22 protein-coding genes are annotated in these 25,171 nt (G+C 54.2%); 12 read left to right on the plus strand and 10 right to left on the minus strand.

The window, feature by feature from the left end; all coding sequences use genetic code 11:
• Positions 1 to 20: 20 nt before the first annotated feature.
• The 3 genes from dmsD to AAER43_RS10520 form a co-directional block, all read right to left on the minus strand.
• A complete protein-coding gene (dmsD, locus tag AAER43_RS10510; protein WP_050862414.1) occupies positions 21 to 635 on the minus strand; it encodes a Tat proofreading chaperone DmsD in 615 nt (204 codons plus the stop codon).
• Between the two features lie 93 nt (positions 636 to 728).
• Positions 729 to 3,167 (minus strand): selenate/tellurate reductase subunit YnfE, encoded by a 2,439-nt coding sequence (gene ynfE / locus AAER43_RS10515; protein WP_050862413.1) that lies wholly within the window; start codon positions 3,165 to 3,167, stop codon positions 729 to 731.
• Positions 3,168 to 3,298: 131 nt separating this feature from the next.
• Positions 3,299 to 3,592 (minus strand): DUF1161 domain-containing protein, encoded by a 294-nt coding sequence (locus AAER43_RS10520; protein WP_023330302.1) that lies wholly within the window; start codon positions 3,590 to 3,592, stop codon positions 3,299 to 3,301.
• Positions 3,593 to 3,698: 106 nt separating this feature from the next.
• Here AAER43_RS10520 and AAER43_RS10525 point away from each other — a divergent pair, with 106 nt between their 5' ends.
• Positions 3,699 to 4,409, plus strand: coding sequence for a YnfC family lipoprotein (locus AAER43_RS10525; protein WP_050862412.1), 711 nt, complete (start codon positions 3,699 to 3,701; stop codon positions 4,407 to 4,409).
• A 100-nt stretch (positions 4,410 to 4,509) separates the two neighbouring features.
• Here the strand turns inward: AAER43_RS10525 and speG are convergent, their stop codons facing one another.
• Together speG and AAER43_RS10535 are read right to left on the minus strand one after the other, a co-directional pair.
• The gene (gene speG, locus AAER43_RS10530; RefSeq protein ID WP_050862411.1) at positions 4,510 to 5,070 is read right to left on the minus strand and encodes a spermidine N1-acetyltransferase; all 561 of its coding nucleotides are present in this window, start codon (positions 5,068 to 5,070) and stop codon (positions 4,510 to 4,512) included.
• Positions 5,070 to 5,408: a DUF1283 family protein gene (locus tag AAER43_RS10535; protein WP_008502414.1), complete on the minus strand. Its 339-nt coding sequence runs from the start codon at positions 5,406 to 5,408 to the stop codon at positions 5,070 to 5,072. Before AAER43_RS10535 ends, speG begins: the two co-directional genes overlap by 1 nt.
• A gap of 295 nt (positions 5,409 to 5,703) precedes the next feature.
• On the opposite strand from AAER43_RS10535, the gene rspA reads away from it, so the two are divergent.
• The 4 genes from rspA (at position 5,704) to AAER43_RS10555 (ending at position 11,076) form a co-directional block, all read left to right on the plus strand.
• Entirely contained in the window at positions 5,704 to 6,918 is a 1,215-nt protein-coding gene (gene rspA, locus AAER43_RS10540) for a starvation-sensing protein RspA (protein WP_014883675.1), read from the plus strand.
• Between the two features lie 14 nt (positions 6,919 to 6,932).
• Positions 6,933 to 7,955 (plus strand): Zn-dependent oxidoreductase, encoded by a 1,023-nt coding sequence (locus tag AAER43_RS10545; RefSeq protein WP_050862410.1) that lies wholly within the window; start codon positions 6,933 to 6,935, stop codon positions 7,953 to 7,955.
• Positions 7,956 to 8,025: 70 nt separating this feature from the next.
• Positions 8,026 to 9,393, plus strand: a complete 1,368-nt coding sequence (locus AAER43_RS10550; protein WP_014883677.1) for an MFS transporter — start codon at positions 8,026 to 8,028, stop codon at positions 9,391 to 9,393.
• 219 nt (positions 9,394 to 9,612) lie between these two features.
• Positions 9,613 to 11,076 carry a mannitol dehydrogenase family protein gene (locus tag AAER43_RS10555; protein ID WP_032636706.1) on the plus strand — a complete coding sequence of 488 codons (1,464 nt, stop codon included), beginning with the start codon at positions 9,613 to 9,615 and terminating at the stop codon, positions 11,074 to 11,076.
• 43 nt (positions 11,077 to 11,119) lie between these two features.
• Here the strand turns inward: AAER43_RS10555 and ydfZ are convergent, their stop codons facing one another.
• Complete coding sequence (gene ydfZ / locus AAER43_RS10560; protein WP_014883679.1) at positions 11,120 to 11,323, minus strand: putative selenium delivery protein YdfZ; 204 nt, start codon at positions 11,321 to 11,323, stop codon at positions 11,120 to 11,122.
• 288 nt (positions 11,324 to 11,611) lie between these two features.
• Between ydfZ and AAER43_RS10565 the strand changes: the two genes are divergently transcribed.
• Entirely contained in the window at positions 11,612 to 12,043 is a 432-nt protein-coding gene (locus AAER43_RS10565) for a universal stress protein (RefSeq protein WP_014883680.1), read from the plus strand.
• A gap of 34 nt (positions 12,044 to 12,077) precedes the next feature.
• On the opposite strand, the gene AAER43_RS10570 is transcribed toward AAER43_RS10565, so the two are convergent.
• Together AAER43_RS10570 and ydfG are read right to left on the minus strand one after the other, a co-directional pair.
• Positions 12,078 to 12,764 (minus strand): GntR family transcriptional regulator, encoded by a 687-nt coding sequence (locus tag AAER43_RS10570; protein ID WP_050862408.1) that lies wholly within the window; start codon positions 12,762 to 12,764, stop codon positions 12,078 to 12,080.
• A 91-nt stretch (positions 12,765 to 12,855) separates the two neighbouring features.
• Entirely contained in the window at positions 12,856 to 13,602 is a 747-nt protein-coding gene (gene ydfG, locus AAER43_RS10575) for a bifunctional NADP-dependent 3-hydroxy acid dehydrogenase/3-hydroxypropionate dehydrogenase YdfG (RefSeq protein ID WP_023330307.1), read from the minus strand.
• A 142-nt stretch (positions 13,603 to 13,744) separates the two neighbouring features.
• Here ydfG and dcp point away from each other — a divergent pair, with 142 nt between their 5' ends.
• Both dcp and AAER43_RS10585 read left to right on the plus strand, forming a co-directional pair.
• Positions 13,745 to 15,778 (plus strand): peptidyl-dipeptidase Dcp, encoded by a 2,034-nt coding sequence (gene dcp, locus AAER43_RS10580; protein WP_050862407.1) that lies wholly within the window; start codon positions 13,745 to 13,747, stop codon positions 15,776 to 15,778.
• Positions 15,779 to 16,074: 296 nt separating this feature from the next.
• Entirely contained in the window at positions 16,075 to 18,645 is a 2,571-nt protein-coding gene (locus tag AAER43_RS10585; protein ID WP_057057787.1) for an EAL domain-containing protein, read from the plus strand.
• Positions 18,646 to 18,722: 77 nt separating this feature from the next.
• Here AAER43_RS10585 and uspF read toward each other — a convergent pair whose 3' ends face one another.
• A complete protein-coding gene (gene uspF, locus AAER43_RS10590) occupies positions 18,723 to 19,157 on the minus strand; it encodes a universal stress protein UspF (protein ID WP_023338284.1) in 435 nt (144 codons plus the stop codon).
• 319 nt (positions 19,158 to 19,476) lie between these two features.
• On the opposite strand from uspF, the gene AAER43_RS10595 reads away from it, so the two are divergent.
• Positions 19,477 to 20,685 (plus strand): MFS transporter, encoded by a 1,209-nt coding sequence (locus tag AAER43_RS10595; RefSeq protein ID WP_047028158.1) that lies wholly within the window; start codon positions 19,477 to 19,479, stop codon positions 20,683 to 20,685.
• Between the two features lie 19 nt (positions 20,686 to 20,704).
• On the opposite strand, the gene AAER43_RS10600 is transcribed toward AAER43_RS10595, so the two are convergent.
• On the minus strand, positions 20,705 to 21,694 hold the full coding sequence (locus tag AAER43_RS10600; RefSeq protein WP_023338286.1) for a 2-hydroxyacid dehydrogenase: 990 nt from the start codon (positions 21,692 to 21,694) through the stop codon (positions 20,705 to 20,707).
• Positions 21,695 to 21,885: 191 nt separating this feature from the next.
• Here AAER43_RS10600 and AAER43_RS10605 point away from each other — a divergent pair, with 191 nt between their 5' ends.
• The 3 genes from AAER43_RS10605 (at position 21,886) to AAER43_RS10615 (ending at position 25,164) form a co-directional block, all read left to right on the plus strand.
• Positions 21,886 to 22,209 carry a hypothetical protein gene (locus AAER43_RS10605; RefSeq protein ID WP_050862405.1) on the plus strand — a complete coding sequence of 108 codons (324 nt, stop codon included), beginning with the start codon at positions 21,886 to 21,888 and terminating at the stop codon, positions 22,207 to 22,209.
• A gap of 127 nt (positions 22,210 to 22,336) precedes the next feature.
• Positions 22,337 to 24,976: a YdbH family protein gene (locus tag AAER43_RS10610; RefSeq protein WP_050862404.1), complete on the plus strand. Its 2,640-nt coding sequence runs from the start codon at positions 22,337 to 22,339 to the stop codon at positions 24,974 to 24,976.
• Entirely contained in the window at positions 24,973 to 25,164 is a 192-nt protein-coding gene (locus AAER43_RS10615; protein WP_010430706.1) for a YnbE family lipoprotein, read from the plus strand. Before AAER43_RS10610 ends, AAER43_RS10615 begins: the two co-directional genes overlap by 4 nt.
• Positions 25,165 to 25,171: the final 7 nt, after the last annotated feature.

Genomic DNA, 25,171 nt, shown 5'->3' on the forward strand with positions numbered 1-25,171 from the left:
TCAACACCTCATCACATCCCTTAGCGATACAGCGTCTTTTCCGCAACAGGGATAACCAGCGCGGATCGCCAGTCCGCCAGCGTCAGCTGCGCAAGCCTGCCCAGCGCGGTGTAAAAAGGATGACCCGCATTGTCGACAAATACCGACAGGAAGCGGGTACTCCACGGCAGCAGGTGCCACGCCAGGAGCTGGTCGCACTCCGAATCGCGGCCATTCTCAATCAGCCACGCCGCCAGCAGCAGCAGGGTACCGAAATGATCTTCCGGTTCGTTCTGCTGTATCTCAAAAGCGATGCCGTTTTCACGCATCCACTGGCGCAGCGCAAGGGTTGAGTCACCAAACAGCACGGATTCGCGATCCAGCCAGACGGAACCCCACGGCGGCGCGGGCAGGGCATAAGGGCCAATAAACAACCGTTGCCAGGCGTCCGTCAGCGGCTCATCGGAAGACGTGGCAAAGGTATCGGCAACGGGCTGCAGCGTTTCCGGAGACAGGGGCCAGTCCTGAACCCATTCGCCAGCGATAAGGGCCTGCACCAGGGGCGCAGTCTGCTCGCTGTCAGGAGCGAAATAAAACAGCGCGCCCAGCACCCGGGCGCTGAACGCGAACGATTCACGCTGTAAGACGTCTTTCATTAAACCTTCCTTGCTTGCGCGGGGCACGCCCGCGCGACTGTGTTAATCAGTAATACACACCATAGAATAAACCACGGCCATCCGTTTCACCCCTTATACCTTCTCAATCTGTACCAGGTTGGTGTGCTGCGGGTTGCCCTTGGCCAGCGGAGACGGGCGATGGGTCGTCAGTGTGTTGATGCAGGAGCCGTGGTCGATACGATCGCCATCCATATTGGCGTCATGCCAGGCGCCCTGGCCCATGGCACTCACGCCGGGCATGATGCGAGGCGTGACTTTCGCTTCAATTCTCACCTCACCGCGATCGTTAAACACGCGCACCGTATCGCCGTTCTTAATGCCGCGTTTTTCGGCATCGAGAGGATTAAGCCAGACCTCCTGGCGGCAGGCCGCTTTCAGCACGTCAACGTTACCGTAGCTAGAGTGGGTACGGGCTTTGAAATGGAAGCCAAACAGCTGCAGAGGATACTGCGCGCGCGCGGGGGCATCCCAACCGTCAAATGTTGAGGCATAGACGGGAAGAGGGCTGATGGTTTCGTCTTTTGCCAGTTCCCAGGTCGCTGCAATTTCAGCCAGCTTACTTGAGTAAATTTCAATCTTACCCGATGGCGTTTTCAGCGGATTGGCTTCCGGGTTTTCGCGGAACTTTTTATACGCCACAAAGTGTCCGTTCGGATCTTTGCGCTTATAAATGCCCATTTTCTTCAGCTCATCATAGGACGGAAGTTGAGGGTCTTTTTCGAGCATTTTGGCATACAGATACTGCAGCCATTGCGCTTGCGTCCGTCCTTCGGTGAATTTCTGATGGATATCCGGCCCAAGACGTTTCGCCACTTCACTCATGATCCAGTAGATGGGTTTGCGTTCAAACTTCGGTGCGGTGACGGGCTGGAGGAAAATCAGGTAGCCCATGTTCCCGGCGTAATCGTTAGGAATAATATCTTCCTGCTCGACGGTCATTAAATCCGGCAACACGATATCGGCATACTTCGCTGACGACGTCATGAAATTATCGATGACGACAATCATTTCGCACTTGCTTTCATCCTGCAGGATATCGTGGGTTTTATTGATATCGGAGTGCTGGTTGATGATGGTATTACCCGCGTAGTTCCAGATGAACTTAATCGGCACATCCAGCTTATCTTTACCGCGCACCCCGTCGCGCAGGGCAGTCATTTCCGGTCCGCGGGCGATGGCGTCCGTCCAGCTAAAGCAGGAGATCTGCGTTTTGACCGGGTTTTCCGGCAGCGGCATCCGTTCGATGGTGATGGTGTACGTCGACTCACGCGCGCCGCTGTTACCGCCGTTGATCCCTACGTTGCCGGTCAGGATCGGCAGCATCGCGATGGCGCGGGACGTCAATTCGCCGTTCGCCTGACGCTGTGGACCCCAGCCCTGGCAGATATAGGCTGGCTTCGCAGAACCGATTTCCCGGGCAAGCTTAACGATGCGATTGGCCGGTATGCCCGTAATGCGCGAGGCCCACTCCGGGGTTTTCGCCGTTCCGTCATCGCCCTGGCCGAGAATATACGCTTTGTAGTGCGCGTTAGCCGGCGCGCCTTCCGGCAGCGTTTTTTCGTCGTAGCCGACGCAGTACTTGTCGAGGAAAGGCTGGTCGACCAGATTTTCGTTAATCATTACCCATGCCAGACCGGCCACCAGCGCGGCATCGGTCCCTGGACGAATTGGGATCCATTCATCTTCACGTCCGGCTGCCGTGTCGGTATAGCGCGGATCGATGACAATCATACGCGCGTTGGACCGCTCGCGAGCCTGCTCAAGATAATAGGTAATCCCGCCCCCGCTCATGCGCGTTTCCGCCGGGTTGTTGCCGAACATCACCACCAGTTTGGTGTTTTCGATATCCGAGGTGCTGTTACCGTCATTGCTGCCGTAGGTGTAAGGCATTGCGCAGGCGATTTGCGCCGTGCTGTAGGTGCCGTAGTGGCTCAGGAAACCGCCGTAGCAGTTCATCAGGCGCGCCACCAGCGACGCGTAAGGGGAGGAGCGGGTGATATTGCCGCCGACAATACCGGAGGAGTAGTTGATGTACACCGCTTCATTGCCGTATCTGGCGACCACGTCTTTCAGGCTGGCGGTGATGGTGTTGAGCGCTTCATCCCAACTGATACGCTCGAACTTGCCTTCACCGCGTTTGCCCACGCGCTTCATCGGGTAGTTCAGACGGTCAGGGTGGTTGATGCGACGGCGAATAGAACGTCCGCGCAGGCAGGCGCGAACCTGGTGATTGCCGTAGATATCCTCGCCGGTGTTATCCGTTTCGACCCAGTACACCTCATCGTCGCGGACGTGCAGACGCAATGCGCAGCGGCTGCCACAGTTAACCGAGCAGGCGCCCCAGACGACTTTATCGTCAGCAGGTTTCGTGGCGCTTTGCACTGCGGCGGCAACGCGTTTCACGCCAAAAGGCAATGAGACGCTACCGGCGGCGAACGCCAGCGATCCTATCGCCGTAGATTTCACGAGTGTTCGACGGCTAATCCCGCCGTGATGTTCGATATCGGACATGGCTCACCCCACCAATGTAATTGCGTATTATTTTTCCCGAAATGATAACCGGGCTAATGGTGGGGTGAGTGTTACTGATTTAGGGGTAGTAAATATTAATCCTTATCAAATCAAAGGGGATTGAGGGGAAATTACTGCGGTTCAGTTGGCGCATTATCCTGACTGGCGGACGCCGCTCCGCTCCCTGTGCGGGTGTACAGAATTTTAAAGGTGTCGTTGGCACAATGGCCTACCACCTGTGCGTCCGGCTGATCGGCCTGATCGTTCGGCACAATGTTCAGCGTGAATCCTGACTCCGGCACGCCGTTGTTGATGATCTTCTGCTGAATATCGCTTTTCACGCGCTCGCAGGAATCGGGTGCCGCCAGGGCGGCCGTTGAAGCACTCATTAACAGCAGGGCGGTAATCCAGGGTAACCGTTTCATCTGTCGCTCCTTTACTCTGTGTGTAGACATTAATTTTAGCAGGCTTCGTGTAAACAACTGTATTTGCTAATATGATTGGGAATAATCTCTCTGTACGGTAATCAATGTGAAGAAATATGCAGCGATAACGCTCCTGGCAGCCACTCTCGCGGGGTGTGACAACAACTCCGCACCACTGTCGTTTACGCCGGAGATGGCGAGTTTCTCGAACGAATTTGATTTTGACCCCCTGCGCGGCCCGGTTAAAGACTTTACCCAGACACTGTTCAACGAGAAGGGCGAAGTGTCTAAACGGGTGACGGGCACCGTGTCGACAGAAGGGTGTTTCGATACGCTGGAACTGCACGACCTGGAGGCCAACACCGGCGTGGCGCTGGTGCTGGATGCGAATTACTACGTTGATGCCGAAACCCAGCAGCGCAAAGTGAAGCTGCAGGGGAAATGCCAGCTGGCCGAACTGCCGTCAGCCGGGGTGACGTGGGATACCGACGATAACGGTTTCGTGGTGGCGGCGCACGGCAAAGAGATGGAAGTGAAGTACCGCTACGATGCCGATGGTTACCCGTTGGGCAAAACTACCGTCTCCGGGGATCAGCATCTGTCTGTCCAGTCGACACCGTCTAAAGATGTACGCAAAAGGATGGATTACTCGGCAGTGAGTTTGTTAAACGACAAGCCGCTGGGTAACGTGAAGCAGAGCTGCGACTACGATCGACACAACAATCCGGTGAGCTGCGATCTGATCATCACCGATGACAGCGTCAAGCCCGCCGTTGAGCGCAAGTACACCATCAAAAACACGATTGAATACTACTGAGCAATGTATTGATATTATTGCACAATGTAGGCCGGGTAAGCGCAGCGCCACCCGGCAAGAAAGACGGCGCAATTGTTGATGACAGGGGTTGTCATCAAACTCACTGCGCGGTTGGTTTCAGCAGGCTGGCGCCTGAGGGTTTATGCCCGGCCTGGTGCTGATGCTGGAAGATGCACATGCGGATGGTATTGCGGTATTCACCGTTGATAAAGAACTCGTGAATCAGCTCGCCTTCCACCATAAAGCCCAGCTTGCGGTAGATATGAATCGCTTTCTCGTTCTCTTTGTCCACAATCAGGTACAGCTTGTAGAGATTCAGAACGTTGAATCCGTAATCCATCGCCAGCTTCGCCGCGCGTGAGGCCAGGCCTTTCCCCTGGTGCTCAGGCGAAATGATGATCTGGAACTCTGCCCGACGGTGAACGTGGTTGATTTCAACCAGCTCCACCAGCCCGGCTTCTTCGCCGCCACACTCCACCACAAAACGACGTTCGCTCTGATCGTGAATGTGTTTGTCGTACAGATCCGACAGCTCGACAAAGGCCTCGTAAGGCTCTTCGAACCAGTAGCGCATCACGCTGGCGTTGTTGTCGAGCTGATGGACAAAGCGCAGGTCTTCACGCTCCAGCGGACGGAGCTTAACGTCACACGAAGCCGACATTATGGGGCTACCGTACGGCCAGTGCGGCGGTCCAGGCAGCGCAGGGTGTTAGGCTCCCAGTAGGCATTGACGTTTGCACTTTGCTGACACTTATCGCGTGCGTCAAAAGCGACATCTTCTTTATCCCACTCTTTTTCAGCACGTTTGTTGACCTTCTGACGAAGGCTACGGGTGTCATTCCATTGTTCTTTGTCCATGGCGGCGTTCTGGCGGCTTTGCGCGCTGTCACCAGACTCAATAATGAGTTTGCTGGTTTCCGCTGTCGCAGAGGCGGCAAAAGCGAACGATGACAGCGCCAGCAGGGCTGTCAGACAAAGGCGTTTGCTTAATGTTGTCATAGCGTTTCCTTTTAAACGGGTGCAGATAATCAAGTAACCCCTTACAGATTCTACACCAAAGAGAAAAGACGGCATACCCGCAGCGCAGGTATGGAAAGTTAACGCCATCATCGGGTCTGATGTTTAAATAAATCCTCACCTGAAGTGAAAAAGGTACAAAAAAGGGTTTATAAGGGCGGTGTAAGGTGTCCGGTTTTGTGATCGCCAGCTGATTTTATGATCATTATACTTGTATGGTAGTATTGCAATTGAGTAAATTTCCGACATCACAACGAACGATGTAAGGAAAGGAATTATGAAGATTGTCGCGGCTGACGTGTTTGTTACCTGCCCGGGGCGGAACTTTGTCACCCTTAAAATCACCACCGATGACGGGATTGTCGGCCTCGGTGACGCTACGCTGAACGGACGCGAGCTCTCCGTCGCTTCGTACCTGAAGGATCACCTCTGCCCGCAGTTAATTGGCCGCGACGCGCACCGTATCGAAGATATCTGGCAATTCTTCTATAAAGGCGCCTACTGGCGTCGCGGACCGGTCACCATGTCGGCCATCTCCGCCGTGGATATGGCGCTGTGGGACATCAAAGCCAAAGCGGCCAATATGCCGCTCTACCAGCTGCTGGGCGGCGCCTCCCGTGAAGGCGTCATGGTCTACTGCCACACGACCGGTCACACCATTGACGACGTGCTGGAAGATTACGCGCGTCATAAAGAGATGGGCTTCAAGGCGATCCGCGTGCAGTGCGGTGTGCCGGGTATGAAAACCACCTACGGCATGTCGAAAGGAAAAGGGCTGGCCTACGAGCCTGCCACCAAAGGCGACTGGCCGGAAGAGCAGCTATGGTCGACCGAGAAATACCTCGATTTCACACCCAAACTGTTCGACGCGGTGCGCAGTAAATTTGGCTTCAATGAACACCTCCTGCACGATATGCACCACCGTCTGACGCCCATTGAGGCGGCGCGCTTCGGTAAGAGCATCGAAGACTTCCGCATGTTCTGGATGGAAGATCCCACGCCTGCCGAAAACCAGGCCTGCTTCCGTCTTATTCGCCAGCACACCGTCACGCCCATTGCGGTGGGCGAGGTGTTTAACAGCATCTGGGACTGCAAGCAGCTTATCGAAGAGCAGCTTATCGACTATATCCGCACCACAATCACGCATGCGGGCGGCATCACCGGCATGCGTCGCATCGCTGACTTTGCGTCGCTCTACCAGGTACGTACCGGTTCGCACGGCCCGTCGGATCTGTCGCCGGTGTGTCATGCCGCCGCGCTGCATTTTGACCTGTGGGTACCGAACTTTGGCGTGCAGGAATATATGGGCTATTCCGAACAAATGCTCGACGTCTTCCCGCACAGCTGGCGCTTTGATAACGGCTATATGCACCCGGGTGACAAGCCAGGGCTGGGCATTGAGTTTGACGAGAAGCTGGCGGCGAAATACCCGTACGATCCGGCGTACCTGCCGGTGGCACGTCTTGAAGACGGTACGCTGTGGAACTGGTAAACGAGGAGCGAACGATGAAAAGCATAGTCATTCAACAGCCGAACCAGCTGGTCATTGAAGCGCGTCCACGCCCGCAGCCAGGCGCAGGCGAAGTGCGCGTCAAAATCACACTCGCCGGGATCTGCGGTTCGGACAGCCACATTTACCGCGGCCATAACCCGTTTGCGAAGTATCCGCGCGTGATTGGCCACGAGTTTTTTGGCGTGATCGATGCCGTTGGCGAGGGCGTGGATCCGTCCCGGTCAGGAGAACGCGTGTCGGTTGACCCGGTGATCAGCTGCGGACACTGCTACCCGTGCTCCGTCGGAAAACCAAACGTCTGCACCTCGCTGGTGGTGCTGGGCGTTCACCGCGACGGCGGTTTCAGCGAATATGCAACGGTACCCGCAAAAAATGCCTGGCGCATCCCGGATGCGATCCCGGATAAACACGCCGTCATGGTTGAGCCATTTACCATTGCCGCCAACGTGACGGGGCAGGCCAACCCTGGTGAACAGGACGTGGTGCTGATCTACGGCGCAGGCCCGATGGGGCTGGTCACCGTGCAGGCGCTGAAGGGCGTCTATAAGGTGAAACAGGTGATTGTGGTTGACCGCATAGACGAACGCCTGGCAATGGCCCAGCGCAGCGGCGCGGACTGGGTCTTTAATAACGGCGAGCAGTCGTTGCAGGCCGCGCTGGACGAAAAAGGCATCAAACCGACGTTAATCATTGATGCCGCCTGTCATCCGTCCATTTTACAGGAAGCGATAACCCTGGCCTCGCCGGCGGCGCGCATCGTGCTGATGGGCTTCTCCAGCGAACCGAGCCAGATTGTTCAGCAGGGCATCACCGGCAAAGAGCTGGCGATTTTCTCCTCGCGCCTGAACGCCAATAAATTCCCGGTCGTCATCGACTGGCTGACAAAAGGACTGATCGACCCGGAAAAACTGATCACCCATACCTTTGACTATCACCATGCAACAGACGCCATTGAACTGTTTGAGAAAGACCAGAGGCAGTGCTGCAAGGTCCTGCTCACGTTCAACCCAGAATAATTCACGCGGTGAAGAGCCCGCGAAGACGGGCTCTATGTGGTACGCATCTTACCTTTCAGAGATAGCCATTATGACGCAAGCACAACCTCAAAGAACCACCTCCGATCTGGTGAAAGCCGCCGTTTCAGGCTGGCTGGGCACCGCGCTGGAGTTCATGGATTTCCAGCTCTACTCGCTGGGGGCCGCCCTGGTATTTCATGAAATCTTCTTCCCGGAACAGTCCGCTGCGATGGCACTGATCCTGGCGATGGGAACCTACGGTGCAGGCTATATCGCGCGTATCGTCGGCGCCTTTATTTTTGGTCGCATGGGCGACAGCATTGGCCGTAAAAAGGTACTGTTTATCACCATCACCATGATGGGGATCTGCACCACGCTGATTGGCGTGCTGCCCACCTATGCACAGATCGGGATTTTCGCGCCCGTACTGCTGGTGACGCTGCGCATCATTCAGGGACTCGGGGCAGGGGCAGAGATCTCCGGGGCCGGGACCATGCTGGCGGAGTACGCACCGAAAGGTAAACGCGGCATCATCTCCTCGCTGGTGGCGATGGGGACTAACTGCGGGACACTGAGCGCGACCGCTATCTGGGCCGTTATGTTCTTTGCCCTCGACCGCGAACAGCTGCTCGCCTGGGGCTGGCGCGTGCCGTTCCTCGCCAGCGTCGTGGTGATGATCTTTGCCATCTGGCTGCGTATGAACCTCAAGGAAAGCCCGGTCTTTGAGAAAGTGAACGATGCTCAAACCGCGCAGCCGGACACATCGTTAGGTGCCATGGTGAAAAGTAAATCTTTCTGGCTGGCGACCGGTCTGCGTTTCGGTCAGGCGGGCAACTCGGGTCTGATTCAGACGTTTCTGGCCGGTTATCTGGTCCAGACTCTCCTGTTCGATAAAGCCATTCCCACCGACGCGCTGATGATAAGCTCCATTCTTGGGTTTATCTCTATCCCGCTGCTGGGCTGGCTGTCCGATAAAGTGGGACGCCGTCTGCCGTACATTATCCTTAATATCTCCGCCATTATTCTGGCCTACCCGATGCTGTCGATCATCGTCGATAAAAGCTATGCGCCGGGAACCATTATGCTCTCCATCATCGTTATCCATAATTTCGCGGTACTGGGGCTGTTTGCGCTGGAAAATATCACCATGGCGGAGATGTTTGGCTCGCGAAATCGCTTTACCCGGATGGCTATCTCCAAAGAGGCGGGCGGTCTGGTGGCAGTGGGGTTTGGTCCGGTGCTGGCGGGGATCTTCTGTAACATGACCGGTTCCTGGTGGCCGATTGTGGCCATGCTGGTGGCTTACTCTGTGATTGGTCTGGTCTCGGCCTGCCTGATGCCCGAAGTGCGGGATCGTGATTTGAGCGCAGCGGAAGATGCTGCGGAGGCCACGCCAAAAGAGCCTGTGGCCTACGGCACGGTATCGTCACGGCGGTAATGGTACACAGCCTGCGTGACTTGTCACACAACTTTGTCTTTGTGTCACACCACCTGAACAAAAGTTAATATAAATCAAAATCTCAAATGGCAGTATCAGTATGGTGGATGGCAGAGATTTTTTACCCCAACTGCCATTCTAGTTGGTGTAGTCAGCAGGCGCTGCCGCTTTATAACAAGCGGCAGCGATCCACAGCTTTCTAATTAACGAGTCTTAATCATGGAAAACACGTTATTACAGGCCAAAGCGACGCTGCCTCAGTACAATCGCGACAGCCTTAAAGCACGCATTGTTCATTTAGGATTTGGCGCCTTTCACCGCGCGCATCAGGCGGTGTATGCCGACATCCTCGCGTCTGATTATGGCAGCGACTGGGGCTACTGTGAGGTCAACCTGATTGGCGGCGAGCAGCAGATTGCCGACCTGAAGGCGCAGGATAACCTCTATACCGTAGCGGAGATGTCCGCCGATGCGTGGACATCCCGCGTGGTGGGCGTGGTCAAAAAGGCCCTGCATGCGCAGGTTGACGGGCTGGAGACCGTACTGGCAGCGATGTGCGAACCGCAGGTGGCGATTGTTTCACTGACCATTACCGAGAAGGGCTACTGTCACTCTCCCGCAACCGGGCAACTGATGCTCGATCATCCATTCATCGCCGCCGACCTGCAAAACCCGCATCAGCCGACGTCCGCGCCGGGTGTGGTGGTGGAAGCGCTGGCGCGTCGCAAAGCGGCGGGGTTACCGGCTTTTAGCGTGATGTCCTGCGACAACATGCCGGAAAACGGTCATGTGATGCGCAACGTAACCTGCTCCTATGCCCGGGCGGTAGACGGCGAGCTGGCGGACTGGATCGAGGCTAACGTCACGTTCCCGTCAACCATGGTGGATCGCATCGTACCTGCGGTCACGCCTGATACGCTGGATAAAATCGAACAGCTCACTGGCGTGCGTGATCCGGCGGGCGTGGCCTGTGAACCCTTCCGCCAGTGGGTGATCGAAGATAACTTTGTGGCGGGGCGTCCTGCGTGGGAAAAAGCCGGGGCCGAGCTGGTATCAGACGTCATTCCGTTTGAAGAGATGAAGCTGCGCATGCTTAACGGCAGCCACTCCTTCCTGGCTTACCTGGGGTATCTGGCCGGTTATCAGCATATCAACGACTGCATGGAAGATGAGAATTACCGCGTTGCGGCTCACGCGCTGATGCTCCACGAGCAGGCGCCGACCCTGAAGGTGAAAGGCGTCGATTTAGGACATTACGCCGATCTGCTGATTGCCCGCTACAGCAACCCGGCTCTGCGTCATCGCACCTGGCAAATCGCGATGGACGGCAGCCAGAAGCTCCCGCAACGCATGTTAGATTCCGTGCGCTGGCATCTGGTGCATCAGAAACCTTTCCCCCTGCTGGCGCTGGGCGTGGCGGGCTGGATGCGCTATGTCGGCGGAGTGGATGAGCAGGGTAATGCCATCGAGGTGAGCGATCCGCAGCTGGCGGTGATTCAGGCGGCAGTGAAGGGAAGTGCTGAAGGGGAAAGCCGCGTGCGTGCGCTGCTCGGCATTGAGTCTATCTTTGGCAAAGAATTACCGCGTGAGACGGTCTTTGTTGATGCGGTGATGACCGCGTACCGGTCTTTGGTGCAAAAGGGCGCGAAAGCTACCGTGGCGCAGTACGCGTCTCAACGGTAATTCAGTACATGCCGCCGTGCGCGGCGGCATGTCAGCGCACAACTTAGTGCATACCCAGACGAATCAGCTCAATCGGCTCGAACTTACCTTCGCATCCTTCCACTTCCACCGTTTTGCTGCGGCGCACCTGCGCGGCATCCAGCCCGTCGCTGTGGATCGCTTTAATCACGCCAGTTTTGCCTGTGCCGCTAATCATCACGCGGCTGCCAGTGGTAATTGCATTGCGGTTACGGTCGTATGTCATCATGGTATTTTCTCCTCTCTAACTTATCCGTTACGGCGGTATTTCAGGTTTCACCGTTCACGGGGCATATAAATACGCCTGTCTGCAAGTGATGTTTTTGTTTTTGATCAAAGTCACACTTTTTTCTTAATGACATGGGGTGCTGACGGTTCGCGACAGCAATTTACAAAGCAGACCGTTATTTTCATTTATTGATAGTTTCAACATGGAAGCGTTTAGGGTTGGTTTATATTCCTGCTGCCATTCTGGGTGCAGGAAATAACCCTTTCATCGGAATAAGGAGTCAGGCTTATGTATAAGAACATTTTGATGCCTGTAGATGTGTTTGAAATGGATTTGAGCGACAAAGCGGTTCGCCACGCGGCAAGCCTTGCAAAGGCAGAGGGGGCATCAATTACCCTGGTCAACATTCTGCCTGCCAGCAGTCGGTCTCTGCTGCGCGGATTCAATGCCGATATCAAAAAGTTTGAAGAGTATATGACCGCGGAATCCGCGAAGAAAATGAACGAATTAAAAAGACTGTTTGATATTGCCCCAGAGAATATTCACAGCATGGTTCGTTTTGGCAACGTTCGCGATGAAATTATCAAGCTGAGCAAAGAGGGGAAATATGATGCGATTGTCATCGGGTCGAAAAACCCGAGCATCACCACCCATCTGCTGGGATCGAATGCGGAATCCATTCTGCGCTACGCCACGATTCCGGTGTTAGTCGTTCGCTAAACCCAACGCCGCGCCCAACAGGGTGCGGCGAATATTACTCCTCGCTAAACCACTCGCTGTTTTCCTGACGAATAAGCTGCACGGATTCGCTGATTTCCTGCAAATGCAGCGTCATCGCTTTTTCCACGCCGTCCGGGGCGCGTTTTTCCAGCGCGCTGAAAATATCGTGATGCTGTCTGAGCAGCATTTCCGGCGGGGAGACGTGATCGAGGCTCATATAACGCACGCGGTCGATGGTGGCCTTGATGTTCTCAATGGTATCCCAGGCCAACTGACAATCCGCTATTTGTGCCAGTTTCTGGTGGAATTCATCATCGAGCTGGAAGAAATCGTTGAGCTGCTTACGGTCGATCGCTATACGCTGCTGATGCAGGTTCTGCTCCAGGAGGTAACACTGGTTATCATTGATAAGCGTTGCCGCCCTGCGGGCGACCGCGCATTCAATGGCCTGGCGAACGAAACAGCCGTTACGCACCTGAGAAAGTGAAATTTTGTTTACGTAGCTGCCGCGCTGCGGGCGGATCTGAATCAGGCCGTTTTCAGCAAGCTTAATGAACGCTTCACGCACCGGCTGACGGGAGACGTCAAAACGCACCGAGACCTCTTTTTCAGAAAGCGGCGTTCCCGGCGGAATCAGGCAATGGACAATATCACGTCGCAAAATGCGATAGATTTGCTGGTTTACGGGCTGGGTGGGATTGAGTTGCGATTCAGCGGCCATGAGTTGTCATTTCTCAGAGAGTTAGCCTGAACATACTACCATTCTTTTCGAACCCGAAACAGACCCGGCCCGCAGGCCGGGTGGGGCTTATTTAGCCACGATGGACGCTAAGTCCTGCAAAACTCTGGGTGACTGGCATCATTTCCACGGTATTGATGTTGACGTGCTTAGGCAGCGTCGCCACCCACCAGACCGCTTCAGTGACATCTTCCGGCGTCAGCGCGTTAGCATTTTCGTAGGTTTTATCCGCTTTCGCGTCGTCACCCTTGAAGCGCACGTTGGAGAATTCGGTGCCGCCCACCAGACCCGGCTCGATATCGGTAACGCGAATGGCGGTGCCGTGCAGATCGGTGCGCAGGTTCAGGCTGAACTGACGGACAAACGCTTTGGTCGCACCATAGACGTTGCCGCCCGCGTAAGGCCAGCTCCCGGCGGTAGAACCAATATTGATAATGTGACCGCGATTACGCTCAACCATGCCCGGCAACACCGCGCGAGTCATATAGACCAGCCCTTTGTTGTTGGTGTCGATCATGTTTTCCCAGTCTTCAACGCTGGCTTTGTGCGCGGGCTCCATGCCCAGCGCCAGTCCGGCGTTGTTGACCAGCAGATCAATGGCGCGCCACTCGGCAGGCAGGTTAGCAATCATCTCTTCAATGGCTGCGCGGTTGCGCACGTCCAGCTGTGCGGTCAGGATGCTGTCACCTAATTCGTCTTTCAGCTCCTGCAGGCGCTCCTGACGACGGCCCGTTGCAATCACCTTGTGCCCGTTGGCGACGAAGCGACGCGTGATGCATTCACCAAAACCCGCCGTTGCCCCGGTAACTAAAATAATCATCTCACTGTTCCTCAACGCTTTTTGTGTTGTACTAACATAGCACGGCCGCAGAGGGTGCGTTAAGGCAACATTTGTATGACAGCATTGCAGGTGATGGCGGCCTGGCCTACTCTGGGAAGATATCCGTTCTGAGGAGTGAAAGATGACGGCCACGAATCCTTTTTTTGAAATCAGTCTGTTGCCTTACCAGGCCCCCCATTTTGATCAGATTAACGACAGTCACTATCGTCCGGCGTTCGATGAAGCGCTGCGTCAGAAGCGGGCGGACATTGATGCGATTGTCTCGCAAACCGCCGCGCCAGACTTCAATAATACCGTGCTGGCACTGGAGAAAAGCGGCGTTATGCTCTCGCGCGTCAGCAGCGTCTTTTTCGCCATGACCTCTGCGCATACCAATCCGTACCTGCAAGAGTTAGAGGAGCAGTTTTCCACTGAACTTGCCGCGCTGGCGAATGACATCTGGCTGAATGACACACTTTTCGCCCGCGTTGAGAGCGTCTGGCAAGATCGCGGTGCGCTGGATGCCGAGTCCCGTCGGCTGATCGAGGAGACGTACCAGCGGTTTATTCTGGCCGGTGCGCGTCTAAATGAGACAGAAAAAGCCGAGCTGAAGGCGCTGAACACCGAGGCAGCCTCCCTGACCAGCCAGTTTAACCAGCGTCTGCTTTCCGCCGATAAAGCGGGTGGGCTGGTGGTGGATTATGCGCATCAGCTTGAGGGTCTCAGTGCAGAAGAGATCGCCGCCGCCGCGCAGGCGGCCGCGGAAAAAGGGCTTAACGACCGCTGGCTGATCTCGCTGCTGAATACGACTCAACAACCTGCGCTCTCTGCGCTGCGCAATCGGCAGACGCGTGAAAACCTGTTCAACGCAGGCTGGACGCGTACCCAGAAAGGGGATGAAAACGATACCCGCGCGCTGATCCTGCGTTTGACGGCGCTCCGTGCGCGTCAGGCTCGCCTGCTCGGCTTTGAGGATTACGCCAGCTGGAGTATTGCCGACCAGATGGCGAAAACCCCCGACGCCGCGCTGGCCTTTATGCGCGGCATTGTGCCTGCCGCCCGTGCCCGTGCGGAGCGCGAACAGGCCGATATTCAGAAAGTGATTGATGACGAGCAGGGCGGTTTCACCGTGCAGGCCTGGGACTGGGCCTTTTATGCCGAGCGCGTGCGCCAGGCGAAATATGCGCTTGATGAGTCGCAGATCCGGCCCTACTTTGCGCTCAATACCGTGTTGCATGACGGCGTGTTCTGGGCGGCCAGCCAGCTGTTCGGTATCCGCTTCGTGGAACGCTTCGATATTCCGGTTTATCATCCGGACGTTCGCGTATGGGAAATTTTCGACCATACCGGTGAAGGGATGGCGCTGTTTTACGGCGACTTCTTTGCCCGCGATTCCAAGCAGGGCGGAGCCTGGATGGGCAATTTCGTTGAACAATCTTTTGAGTTTTCTGCCCGCCCGGTTATCTACAATGTCTGTAACTACCCAAAACCGGGTAACGGGGGCACCGCGTTACTCTCCTGGGACGACGTAATTACCCTGTTCCACGAGTTTGGGCATACCCTGCACGGTCTGTTTGCCCGCCAGCGCTTCGCCACGCTGTCCGGTACCAATACGCCGCGTGATTTCGTTGAATTTCCGTCGCAGATCAATGAACACTGGGCCAGCCATCCTCAGGTATTTACCCGCTACGCCCGTCACTACGAAACCGGTGAACCGATGCCGGACGCGCTGCGGGAAAGCATGCTCAACGCGACCCATTTCAACAAGGGTTATGACATGATGGAGCTGCTGGGTGCGGCATTGCTGGACATGAACTGGCACGCCATCAGTGAAGCCGTATCTGACGTTGAAGCCTTTGAAACGGCTGCGTTGAAAAAAGAGGGGCTGGACCTGCCCGCGGTACCACCGCGTTATCGCAGCAGCTATTTTGCCCATATCTTCGGCGGCGGCTATGCGGCAGGGTATTACGCTTATCTGTGGACGCAAATGCTGGCAGACGATGGCTATCAGTGGTTTGTCGAGCAGGGTGGTTTGACTCGCGAAAACGGACAGAAATTCCGCGAGGCCATTTTGTCGCGCGGGAACAGCACTGATTTAGCTGAACTTTACCGGAACTGGCGCGGGCACGATCCGCGGATTGAACCGATGCTGGAGAATCGTGGGTTAAGTGAATAGTGTCCATTTGGCTGAAAAAAAGAACCGGGCGTGAAGCCCGGTTTTTTATACCCTTTAATCAGCGATATTTTAGCATGCTTTTGAAAGATAACCGGTGAAATTGAACGCGCCGAAAAAAGGATTTTTTATTAATAGAGACAAAGCGCTACATTCGAGAACTGTTAATAATTTGATCTGGGTTGTAAGAAATAAAATCTTCTTTCAAATGTGTTTTTTAATTCTAAATTTTTGCCCTTTTATGCCGATAAATGAGGATAACAAAAAAATCGACGTTATAGCAGTTAAGAAGGCGAAAGATGACCCTACCTCTGACCACTCCTGGCTTTACGGATGCTGAGCATTCTAAGAGGCTGATAAATAAAACCTTTACCTATGTTGTAACGTTGCTGATTGCTATTTTTGCGGCGGCAATAATTTCTTTGTTGATAATAAAAAATAATGTTAATGAAATCAGCGATTCGCATGATGATTTCTTACTAAGAAAAGCGTTAGATACCCGACAGGAGAGCATCCGTAGCCATTTGAAAGATTATGCCGAGTGGGGGGACGCCTACAAACATCTTCATCAGAATGTTGACATGCACTGGGCATGGGATAAGCAGAATCTTGGCAAGTCTCTGTATGATAACTTTGGCTATGAGGGGGTGTTTGTTCTCTCTCCGGAAGGCGCCACGCGCTACAGCGTGATTTCCGGGAAACGGATACCTGAAGATCTGGAGCGTTGGTTGGGTCAATCCACAAAAGACCGTTTACTCAGTAAACTGAGCAAAAAAAAGGGATTGCCGGTGTCTATGCTAACGCTTATCGACGGCATACCGGCCATTGTTTCTGCTGAATGGATAACAACGGGTGATGATTCGAGTGTGCAACCGTTACCGGGCAGGCCTTCAGTCATGGTGTTTGTCGACAAATTAACGGCTAAAAAACTCCTTGCGATTGGGCATGATGCCGCCATCAAAAATGTTCGCATTTCACCCAATGAAGTGAATAATCAGACGTCATTGACCATAAGCACGCCAAATGGTGATGTGCATATTTTATGGGACAGTGAAAATCCTGGCCAGGCGCTGATCGTTTATTTCCTGCCATTACTCATTCTTTCCGTACTGCTGACAATATCAATGACGGTGATCCTTATGCGTCATATTATGCACAAGGCGAGAATTCATGACGAAAATGCCTTTCTCCTTGAGCAAGCACGGTTGAATCTTATCACCAGTGAAAAACGATTCAGGGATGTCAGTGAAACAACCAGCGACTGGTTCTGGGAAACTGACTTATCGTTAAAGATTACATGGCTATCAGGTCGTTTCACCACGGTAACGGGATATGAACATAGTCAATGGATAGGCCGCAGGCTGGATGAGCTCTTTCCGTCGACAAGTCACTTACTTCATGATCGTGTCCGCCACCGGGAATTAACTGGACACTTCGAATTTAAGAATTGCCCTTATATTAACTATCAGCAATCCACGTCCTACTGCACGCTTCTGGCTAAATTTTCTTCTCAGCCTGATGGTTCGGTGGTTTTACGGGGCGCGGCAACAGATGTCTCTCTGGAAGTGGAAGCAACTAAACGTGTGGAATTTCTGTCACGGCATGATGAATTAACGGGGCTTCCAAACCGGTATCATATTAAGGAGTTTCTGGCGGGCCGGTTAGCGAATGAAGGCGTCAATAATTATCCCTTTGCAATGATTTGCCTGGATCTGGACAAGTTCAAACCCGTCAATGACATTTTTGGGCATTCCACCGGCGACGCTCTGCTTGGTGAGGTCGCCTTACGTCTTAAAAGCTGTATTCGGAGCGGTGATTTTGTTGCACGGCAGGGCGGGGATGAATTTATGCTGCTCCTCGGTAACACCAGCCAGACAGACCAGATTGAAGAGGTGTGCCAGCGCATCGTGTCAGAACTCAACCGTCCTTTCACCATTGATGGCAATGATGTGACAATAGGGGTAAGCATGGGGATTGCACTGGCGCCACAAGACGGCAACAGCGCAAACGATCTTCTGCGCTATGCTGACATTGCGCTTTACCAGGCAAAACAATCCGGGAGAAACCGATGGGTCTATTATCGCCAGGATATGTCGGAAAAGCTGACCGAACGCAGAAAACTCGAACTGGAGCTGAAGACCGCCATTCGCGAAGACCAACTCTATCTGGTTTATCAACCGCGTTATAACCTCCGATATTCGAAAACAGATGCCGTCGAAGCGCTGGTCCGGTGGCAACACCCGGATCGAGGAACCATGATGCCCGATCAGTTTATCCCGTTGGCTGAAGAAACAGGGCTGATTATTAGCCTCAGCAACTGGGTCATTCGTAAAGCGTGTACGGAGGCCAAAGATCAATTGCCAGGGTTATCGGTATCAGTCAACATTTCGGCTATTGAATTCCAGGCGAGCGATCTGGCTGAAAGAGTAAAAGAAATTCTTCACGAAACGGGACTTGAACCCACCAGGCTGGAAATAGAAGTGACTGAAAATGTCACGCTTTCCGATCCAGAAAAAACGTTGCACACCATGAAAGCCCTCAAAAAAATGGGCGTACGGATTCTGATCGATGATTTCGGTACCGGCTATGCCTCTCTGAGCTATCTTCGAAAGTTTCAGTTTGATGGGCTAAAGCTCGATAAAAGCTTTATTTTTACCTTAGCGGATTCGCCACAGAACCAATCGGTAGTCGAGAAGATAATCGATTTGGGTAAAGCCTATTCCATGGAAGTGACCGCTGAAGGAGTGGAGACCAGCGAACAGTTGGCTTTTCTTAAAAAAAATAAGTGTGATGAAGTTCAGGGGTATTTACTTGGAAAACCCGCCGCCATTGCCGATCTCAATTTAAACGCCAACCTGGTGAATACATAAACGCGTTTTAGCAACTTCCGCGCCCCCTGGAACAGGGAAGCATCAGCGAAAAAAAACCGGGCTTTTCGCCCGGTTTTTTATCTTACGACCAGCACAGGGCATTTTGCGTGGCGCACCACTGCCGCCGCATTTGAACCTAACAGATACGTTGATATGTCAGGCTTATGGGAGGCGATGATGATCAGGTCGGCGCCGATGGTGTCCGCGAGTTTAAGGATCTGATCTTTTGGCGATCCCGTAACGGCGTGCGTCTGCACCTTTTCTGGCGGAATTTTAAATTGCTTAACGATTTCATCCAGTTTTTCTAAAGCCGCATGCTGGAACTCTTTTAGCTTCGGCATCTCCACGGAGTAGGCCAGGCCTAAAGATGAATAATAAGGTAGCGAAGGAATGACCGTAAGAAAATGGACTTTAGCTGTGTTAAGTGCGGTATGAGCCTGAACGAAAGGAATCACCATATGCGTCAGGCTATCTTCGGAAATATCAATTGGAACCAAAATTGAATTGTACATGTGTCCCTCCTGAGTGTTTTTTACACAATTCAGGTTAGACCGTTAATTCCAGGAAAACAGAGAGCAGGTTGTCATAACGGAGACAAATTTCGGTTCTGTGATAGCCATACAGGCGAACGTTCCCGGCATGGGGTCAATGACACGTTCAGCCTGTCGTGATGATGAACATCCTGGCCTGCTGGGCCTGGGCAAAGCCACCGCTTCTTTATGACGCGATCTGCACGACAATCCGTACCTGCAACGCGACGTATCAAACCGCGCAATGCCGGGTATACTACGTTTTAATTTTTTCAGGCGACCCTTTGTAAAGGCAGGCAGTATGTCTCTTCGTTCGCTGCGGGCGTTATGCCTGACCAGTTTTTTCATTGCGGATGTTCGCGATGGCCTCGGCCCTTTTCTCGGTATTTTTCTCACCGAACGTCACTGGACGCCTGATGATATTGGTATTCTGATGACGGCGGGTGGGCTGGCGGGTTTACTGGCCACGCTCCCGGCGGGATTCATCACCGACACCTCCCGAAACAAACGCGCTGTACTCGCGCTACTTTGCCTGTTGATCACCCTGAGCACGCTTCTGCTCTGGTTTAGCCAGCAGAGCGGCGTTGTCGCCGTTTCACAAATTATCACCGGCATCTGTGCGGCGTTTGTGGGGCCATTGATCACCGGAATTACCTTAGGGCTGACCGGCCAGAGTGGGTTCAGCGCGCAGATGGGCAAAAATGAGGCGTTTAATCATGCGGGCAATTTTATGACCGCACTGATGGCTGGCGGCATTGCCTGGTACTGGGGCGTCGGCGGAATTTTCCTGCTGATGACCTGTACGACGTTGCTAACGTTGTGTGCGCTGCTTGCCATTCGCAATAAGGATATCGACAACAATGCCGCGCGCGGGTTGTCCTCTTCAGCGAACCTGCCTGTTCCGGGCTTTGCGGTGCTGATTAAAAACCGGGCGCTGTTTGTTACCGGACTGACGCTGCTCCTGTTCCATCTGGCGAACGCTGCCCTGTTACCGATGCTCAGCATGAGGGTTGCGGCGGCACCCGCCTCAATCAACCCCGGCTTGTATGCAGCGGGCACTGTCATTATTTCTCAGGCCGTGATGATCCCCGTCGCCATTTGGGTCGCACGGAGAATAGAACACTACGGCTACTGGCGATTAATTATGCTGGCGCTGCTGGTGATGCCGGTGCGTGCGGCGCTGGCGGCGTCCACGGACGCGCCGTTGATGATGATCCCGGTGCAAATTCTCGACGGGCTGGCCGCAGGCATCCTCGGCGTCGTGGTACCGTCGTTTATTGTTGTGCTGTTGCGAGGGAGTGGGCACGTCAATGCCGGGCAGAGCGTGGTGATGTTGATGCAGGGCGTTGGGGCATCGATGAGCCCGGCGCTAACCGGCACGATAGCCGGGTATTACTCCTTTGCGACGGCATTCAGCGTGCTGAGCGCGATTGCGCTGGTGGCCGTCCTGCTCTGGTGGCGCGTTGCTCACCGAACCTGGGAAACAGACAGTACGCCGGGTGGGGCATAGCCGCCACCCGGCGTCATACTTATGCCAGCTCGTTAGGGCAGGTTTCGCCTTTTTCCAGCTGCTGCAGGTTACCCAGCGTGGTTTCTGAAATGCTGATCAGCGCTTCAGCCGTCAGAAACGCCTGGTGACCGGTAAACAGGACGTTATGACAGGCAGACAGGCGGCGGAACACGTCGTCCTGAATCACATCGTTGGACTTGTCTTCAAAGAACAGATCGCGTTCGTTCTCATACACGTCCATCCCGAGTGCGCCAATTTTCTGGGTTTTCAGCGCTTCGATAGCGGCCTGAGAGTCAACAAGGCCACCACGGCTGGTGTTGATGATCATCACGCCGTCCTTCATCTGGTCAAACGCCGCCTGGTTCAGCAGGTGATAGTTTTCCGGCGTCAGCGGGCAGTGCAGGGAGATCACATCAGACTGCGAGAACAGGGTCGGCAGGTCAACATATTCCACGCCCAGCTCCAGCGCCGCGGCGCTTGGATACGGATCAAATGCCAGCAGACGCATGCCAAAGCCTTTGAGGATCCGCAGGGCAGCGACGCCAATTTTCCCGGTCCCGATCACCCCTGCGGTTTTACCGTACATAGTAAAGCCGGTCAGCCCTTCCAGCGAGAAGTTGGCATCACGGGTGCGCTGATAAGCGCGGTGAATACGACGGTTGAGCGACATCATCATGCCAATCGCATGTTCCGCGACGGCTTCCGGGGAGTAGGCCGGAACGCGCACCACCTTCAGCCCCAGCTCTTTCGCCGCATCGAGATCCACGTTGTTAAAGCCTGCACAGCGCAGGGCGATATACTTCACTCCCTGTTTTTTCAACTCTTCCAGCACCGGACGACTGCCGTCATCGTTAACAAAAATGCAGACGCCTTCACAGCCGTGCGCCGTTTTGGCGGTTTTTTCGGACAGCAGAAAGTCGAAAAATTCAAGCTCAAACCCGTAAGCTTCGTTAACATGTTGCAGATACTTTTTGTCGTACTGCTTTGTGCTATATACTGCGAGTTTCATAAGACTTTCTCCAGTGATTTTGCATTCACGTTAGCATGATTAAAATTATCTTACAATTTCTAAAATATTATTGAATTCAATAAGTTCTATGAATTATTCTAGAGCATCTTGTTACCCTAACTCCATGATATTCTTAATGCCAGAAACATCAGGAATCGGGTGGATTTTCAGGCAGAGATGGAGAGTAATGTATGCCGTTACAACTGGAGTTGTCTTTATCCCCGCCAATGTTGCCTGCCTTGTACTATTTCATTATATCTATTGCGTTTTTATTGTTGCTGTACAGAGGTAAACTCAAAGTTGAAAGAGCTGGAAAATATCCTCTTTTCATTGCTTACACCTTGTTTGTGTTAGCCAGTGCTGCCATACAACTCAACGTGTTCGCCAATGGCCAGGACTTTGTGAGCGGTTTTCTGCATATCAACTTTGACCCATGGCGGTATGACTCCGTGTATTGGGGGTCATTAATATTTGCCATGCTTTACCTCCTGGCGATACCTCGTAACAGGTACTAGCTTCGCAACTTAACGCTACAGCTTCTATCCTTAAACTTGCCTTTGGCTTCAATTGACCCGCTAAACATGCGACAATGTTCAGCATTGCTGGCTTAATTCTTTCGCTAAATCAGGATATTAACTGCCCATGAAGGGTAAATACAAAGCCGCACTTGCGCTTTTACTGCTGTTCATTTTATTGCCGCTGACGCTGCTGATGACGCTCGCTCAGTGGGTACCGACGCTTGCCGGAATCTGGCTTCCCGTCGGGACGCGTATCGCTTTCGAAGAGAGTCCTAAACTGACTCGTCATGCGCTAGTGATGCCCGATCTCCGCTATCTGGTTGAAGAGTGCGAAATTGCTCGCATTGAGAACGTGACGCTGTCACATCCGAGCCGCTGGCAGCTGGATATCGGCGCGCTGGATCTTAACGCCGTCTGCCTCAGCAAAATTCCCCAATCCGCGCCGTCGACCGTTGCCCCCAAAACGCTGGCGCAGTGGCAGGCGGTGTTACCGAATACCTGGCTGACCATTCACCGTCTCACCCTCTCGCCCTGGCAGCAGTGGCAGGGTGAGCTGAAGGCCTCGCTGACCCCGTCCAGCCAGGAGATAGCCTATAAAGGCGAGCGGGTGAGCATTCAAGGAACGCTTCGCGGCCAGACGCTTTCGGTCAGCCAGTTCGATGTTCAGCTACCCGATCAGCCGCAGCCCATCAAACTGGTGGGGGAGTTCACTCTGCCGCTGGTGCCGGATGGCGTGCCGGTAAAAGGCCACGCGGTGGCGACCTTTAACGTGCCACAACTGACGTCTCTCGTCGATGCCGATCTGGACTGGGAAGACAACCGTGGACAACTGGTGGTGATGGCGCGAGACAACCCTGATCCACTGCTCGATCTGCCGTGGCAAGTTACGGCGGAACAGCTGAACATCAGCGACGGGCGCTGGAACTGGGATCTGTCCGGTATGCCGCTGAGCGGACGCGTTTCGCTTCGCGCCGATAACTGGCAGCAGGGGCTTGAGAAAGCCACCCTGACCGGGCGTTTGAACGTGCTTACCCATGGTGATGCGGGGAAAGGCAACGCGGTACTCAATATTGGGCCAGGCAGGCTCAGTATGGAAAACAGCGACTTGCCGCTGCATCTCAGCGGTGAGGCGAAGCAAAACGACCTCATTCTTTATGCCAAATTGCCGGCAACACTGACTGGCAGCCTATATGAACCGCAACTCGCCTTTGAACCGGGCGCACTGCTTCGCTCGCGCGGGCGCATCATTGACTCGCTTGATATCGATGAAATCCGCTGGCCGCTGGCAGGTGTGAAGCTGACGCAGAAGGGCGTGGACGGGCGTTTACAGGCTATCCTGCGTGCCCATGAAAACGAGATGGGCGATTTTGAACTGCATCTGGACGGGCAGGCGAACGACTTTTTACCCGACAGCGGTCTCTGGCAGTGGCGCTACTGGGGAAAAGGGAGTTTTACGCCGATGCATGCCCGCTGGGATGTCGCCGGGAAAGGCGAGTGGCGTGACAAACTCATTGAGCTCACGGCGCTCTCCACCGGTTTTGACAAGCTCCAGTATGGAACCATGGAGGTCAGCACGCCGCGTCTGGTGCTGGATCAACCCGTGCGCTGGTTCCGTGACGCCGAAAAGCCGACGTTCAGCGGCGCGCTGGCGCTCAATGCCGGGCCAACCCGTTTCTCCGGTGGCAGCACGCTGCCACCGTCGGTGCTGACCTTTAGCGTCGACGGCACCGATCCGACGGTGTTCCAGTTTAAGGGCGACCTCCATGCAGAGAAAATCGGCCCGGTACAGGTGAATGGTCGCTGGGATGGTGAACGCCTTCGCGGGCAGGCCTGGTGGCCGAAACAGTCGCTCACCGTGTTCCAGCCTCTGATCCCTCCGGACTGGAAAATGATGCTGCGTGACGGGGAACTCTATGCGCAGGTGGCTTTCTCGGCGGCGGCCGATCAGGGCTTTGAGGCGGGGGGGCACGGCGTGCTGAAAGCCGGTAGCGCCTGGATGCCGGATAACCAGATCAACGGTGTCGATTTTGTGCTGCCGTTCCGCTTCAGCAAGGGGACCTGGTCCCTGGGCACGCGCGGCCCGGTTACGTTGCGTATTGGCGAAGTGGAAAACCTGGTGACCGCGCGCAATATTACCGCCGATCTACAGGGGGATTATCCCTGGACGGAGGACAATCCGCTGCTGCTTACCAACGTGAAAGTGGAAACCCTCGGCGGGAAGATTACGATGCAGCAGTTGCGGATGCCGCAGCACGATCCGGCGCTGCTCCGCGTGGACAATATCTCGTCAAGTGAACTGATCGGCGCCGTCAATCCTAAACAGTTTGCCATGTCAGGCCCGGTAAGCGGGGCGCTGCCATTCTGGCTGGACAATGAAAAATGGATCATTAAAGATGGCTGGCTGACCAACCCTGGCCCAATGACGCTGCGTATCGACAAAGATACGGCGGATGCCATCGTGAAAGATAATATGGTTGCGGGTGCCGCGATCAACTGGCTCCGCTATATGGAAATTTCTCGTTCGTGGACAAGAATCAATTTAGATAACCTGGGTGAATTAACCATGCAGGCGACCATCAAGGGAACCAGCCGCGTGGATGGCAAAAGCAGCTCCGTCAACCTGAACTATACCCATGACGAAAATGTCTTTACCCTCTGGCGCAGCCTGCGTTTTGGAGACAACCTGCAAACCTGGTTTGAGCAACACGCGGCGATACCCGGTCTCCGCAGTTCGACTGGCAAGGAAAGTGAGGAACAACAATGAAAAAGATGGCTGGTGTACTCACCGTTGCCGTTGCTGCGCTAATGACCGGCTGTACGCCGCGTATTGAAGTCGCTGCGCCGAAAGAGCCGATTACCATCAATATGAATGTCAAAATCGAACACGAGATCCACATTAAGGTCGATAAAGACGTTGAAACCCTGCTGAAATCGCGCAGCGATCTGTTCTGAGGATGCC

This window comes from Enterobacter sp. FUJ80071 (genome assembly GCF_038739915.1).
Classification (GTDB): domain Bacteria; phylum Pseudomonadota; class Gammaproteobacteria; order Enterobacterales; family Enterobacteriaceae; genus Enterobacter; species Enterobacter kobei.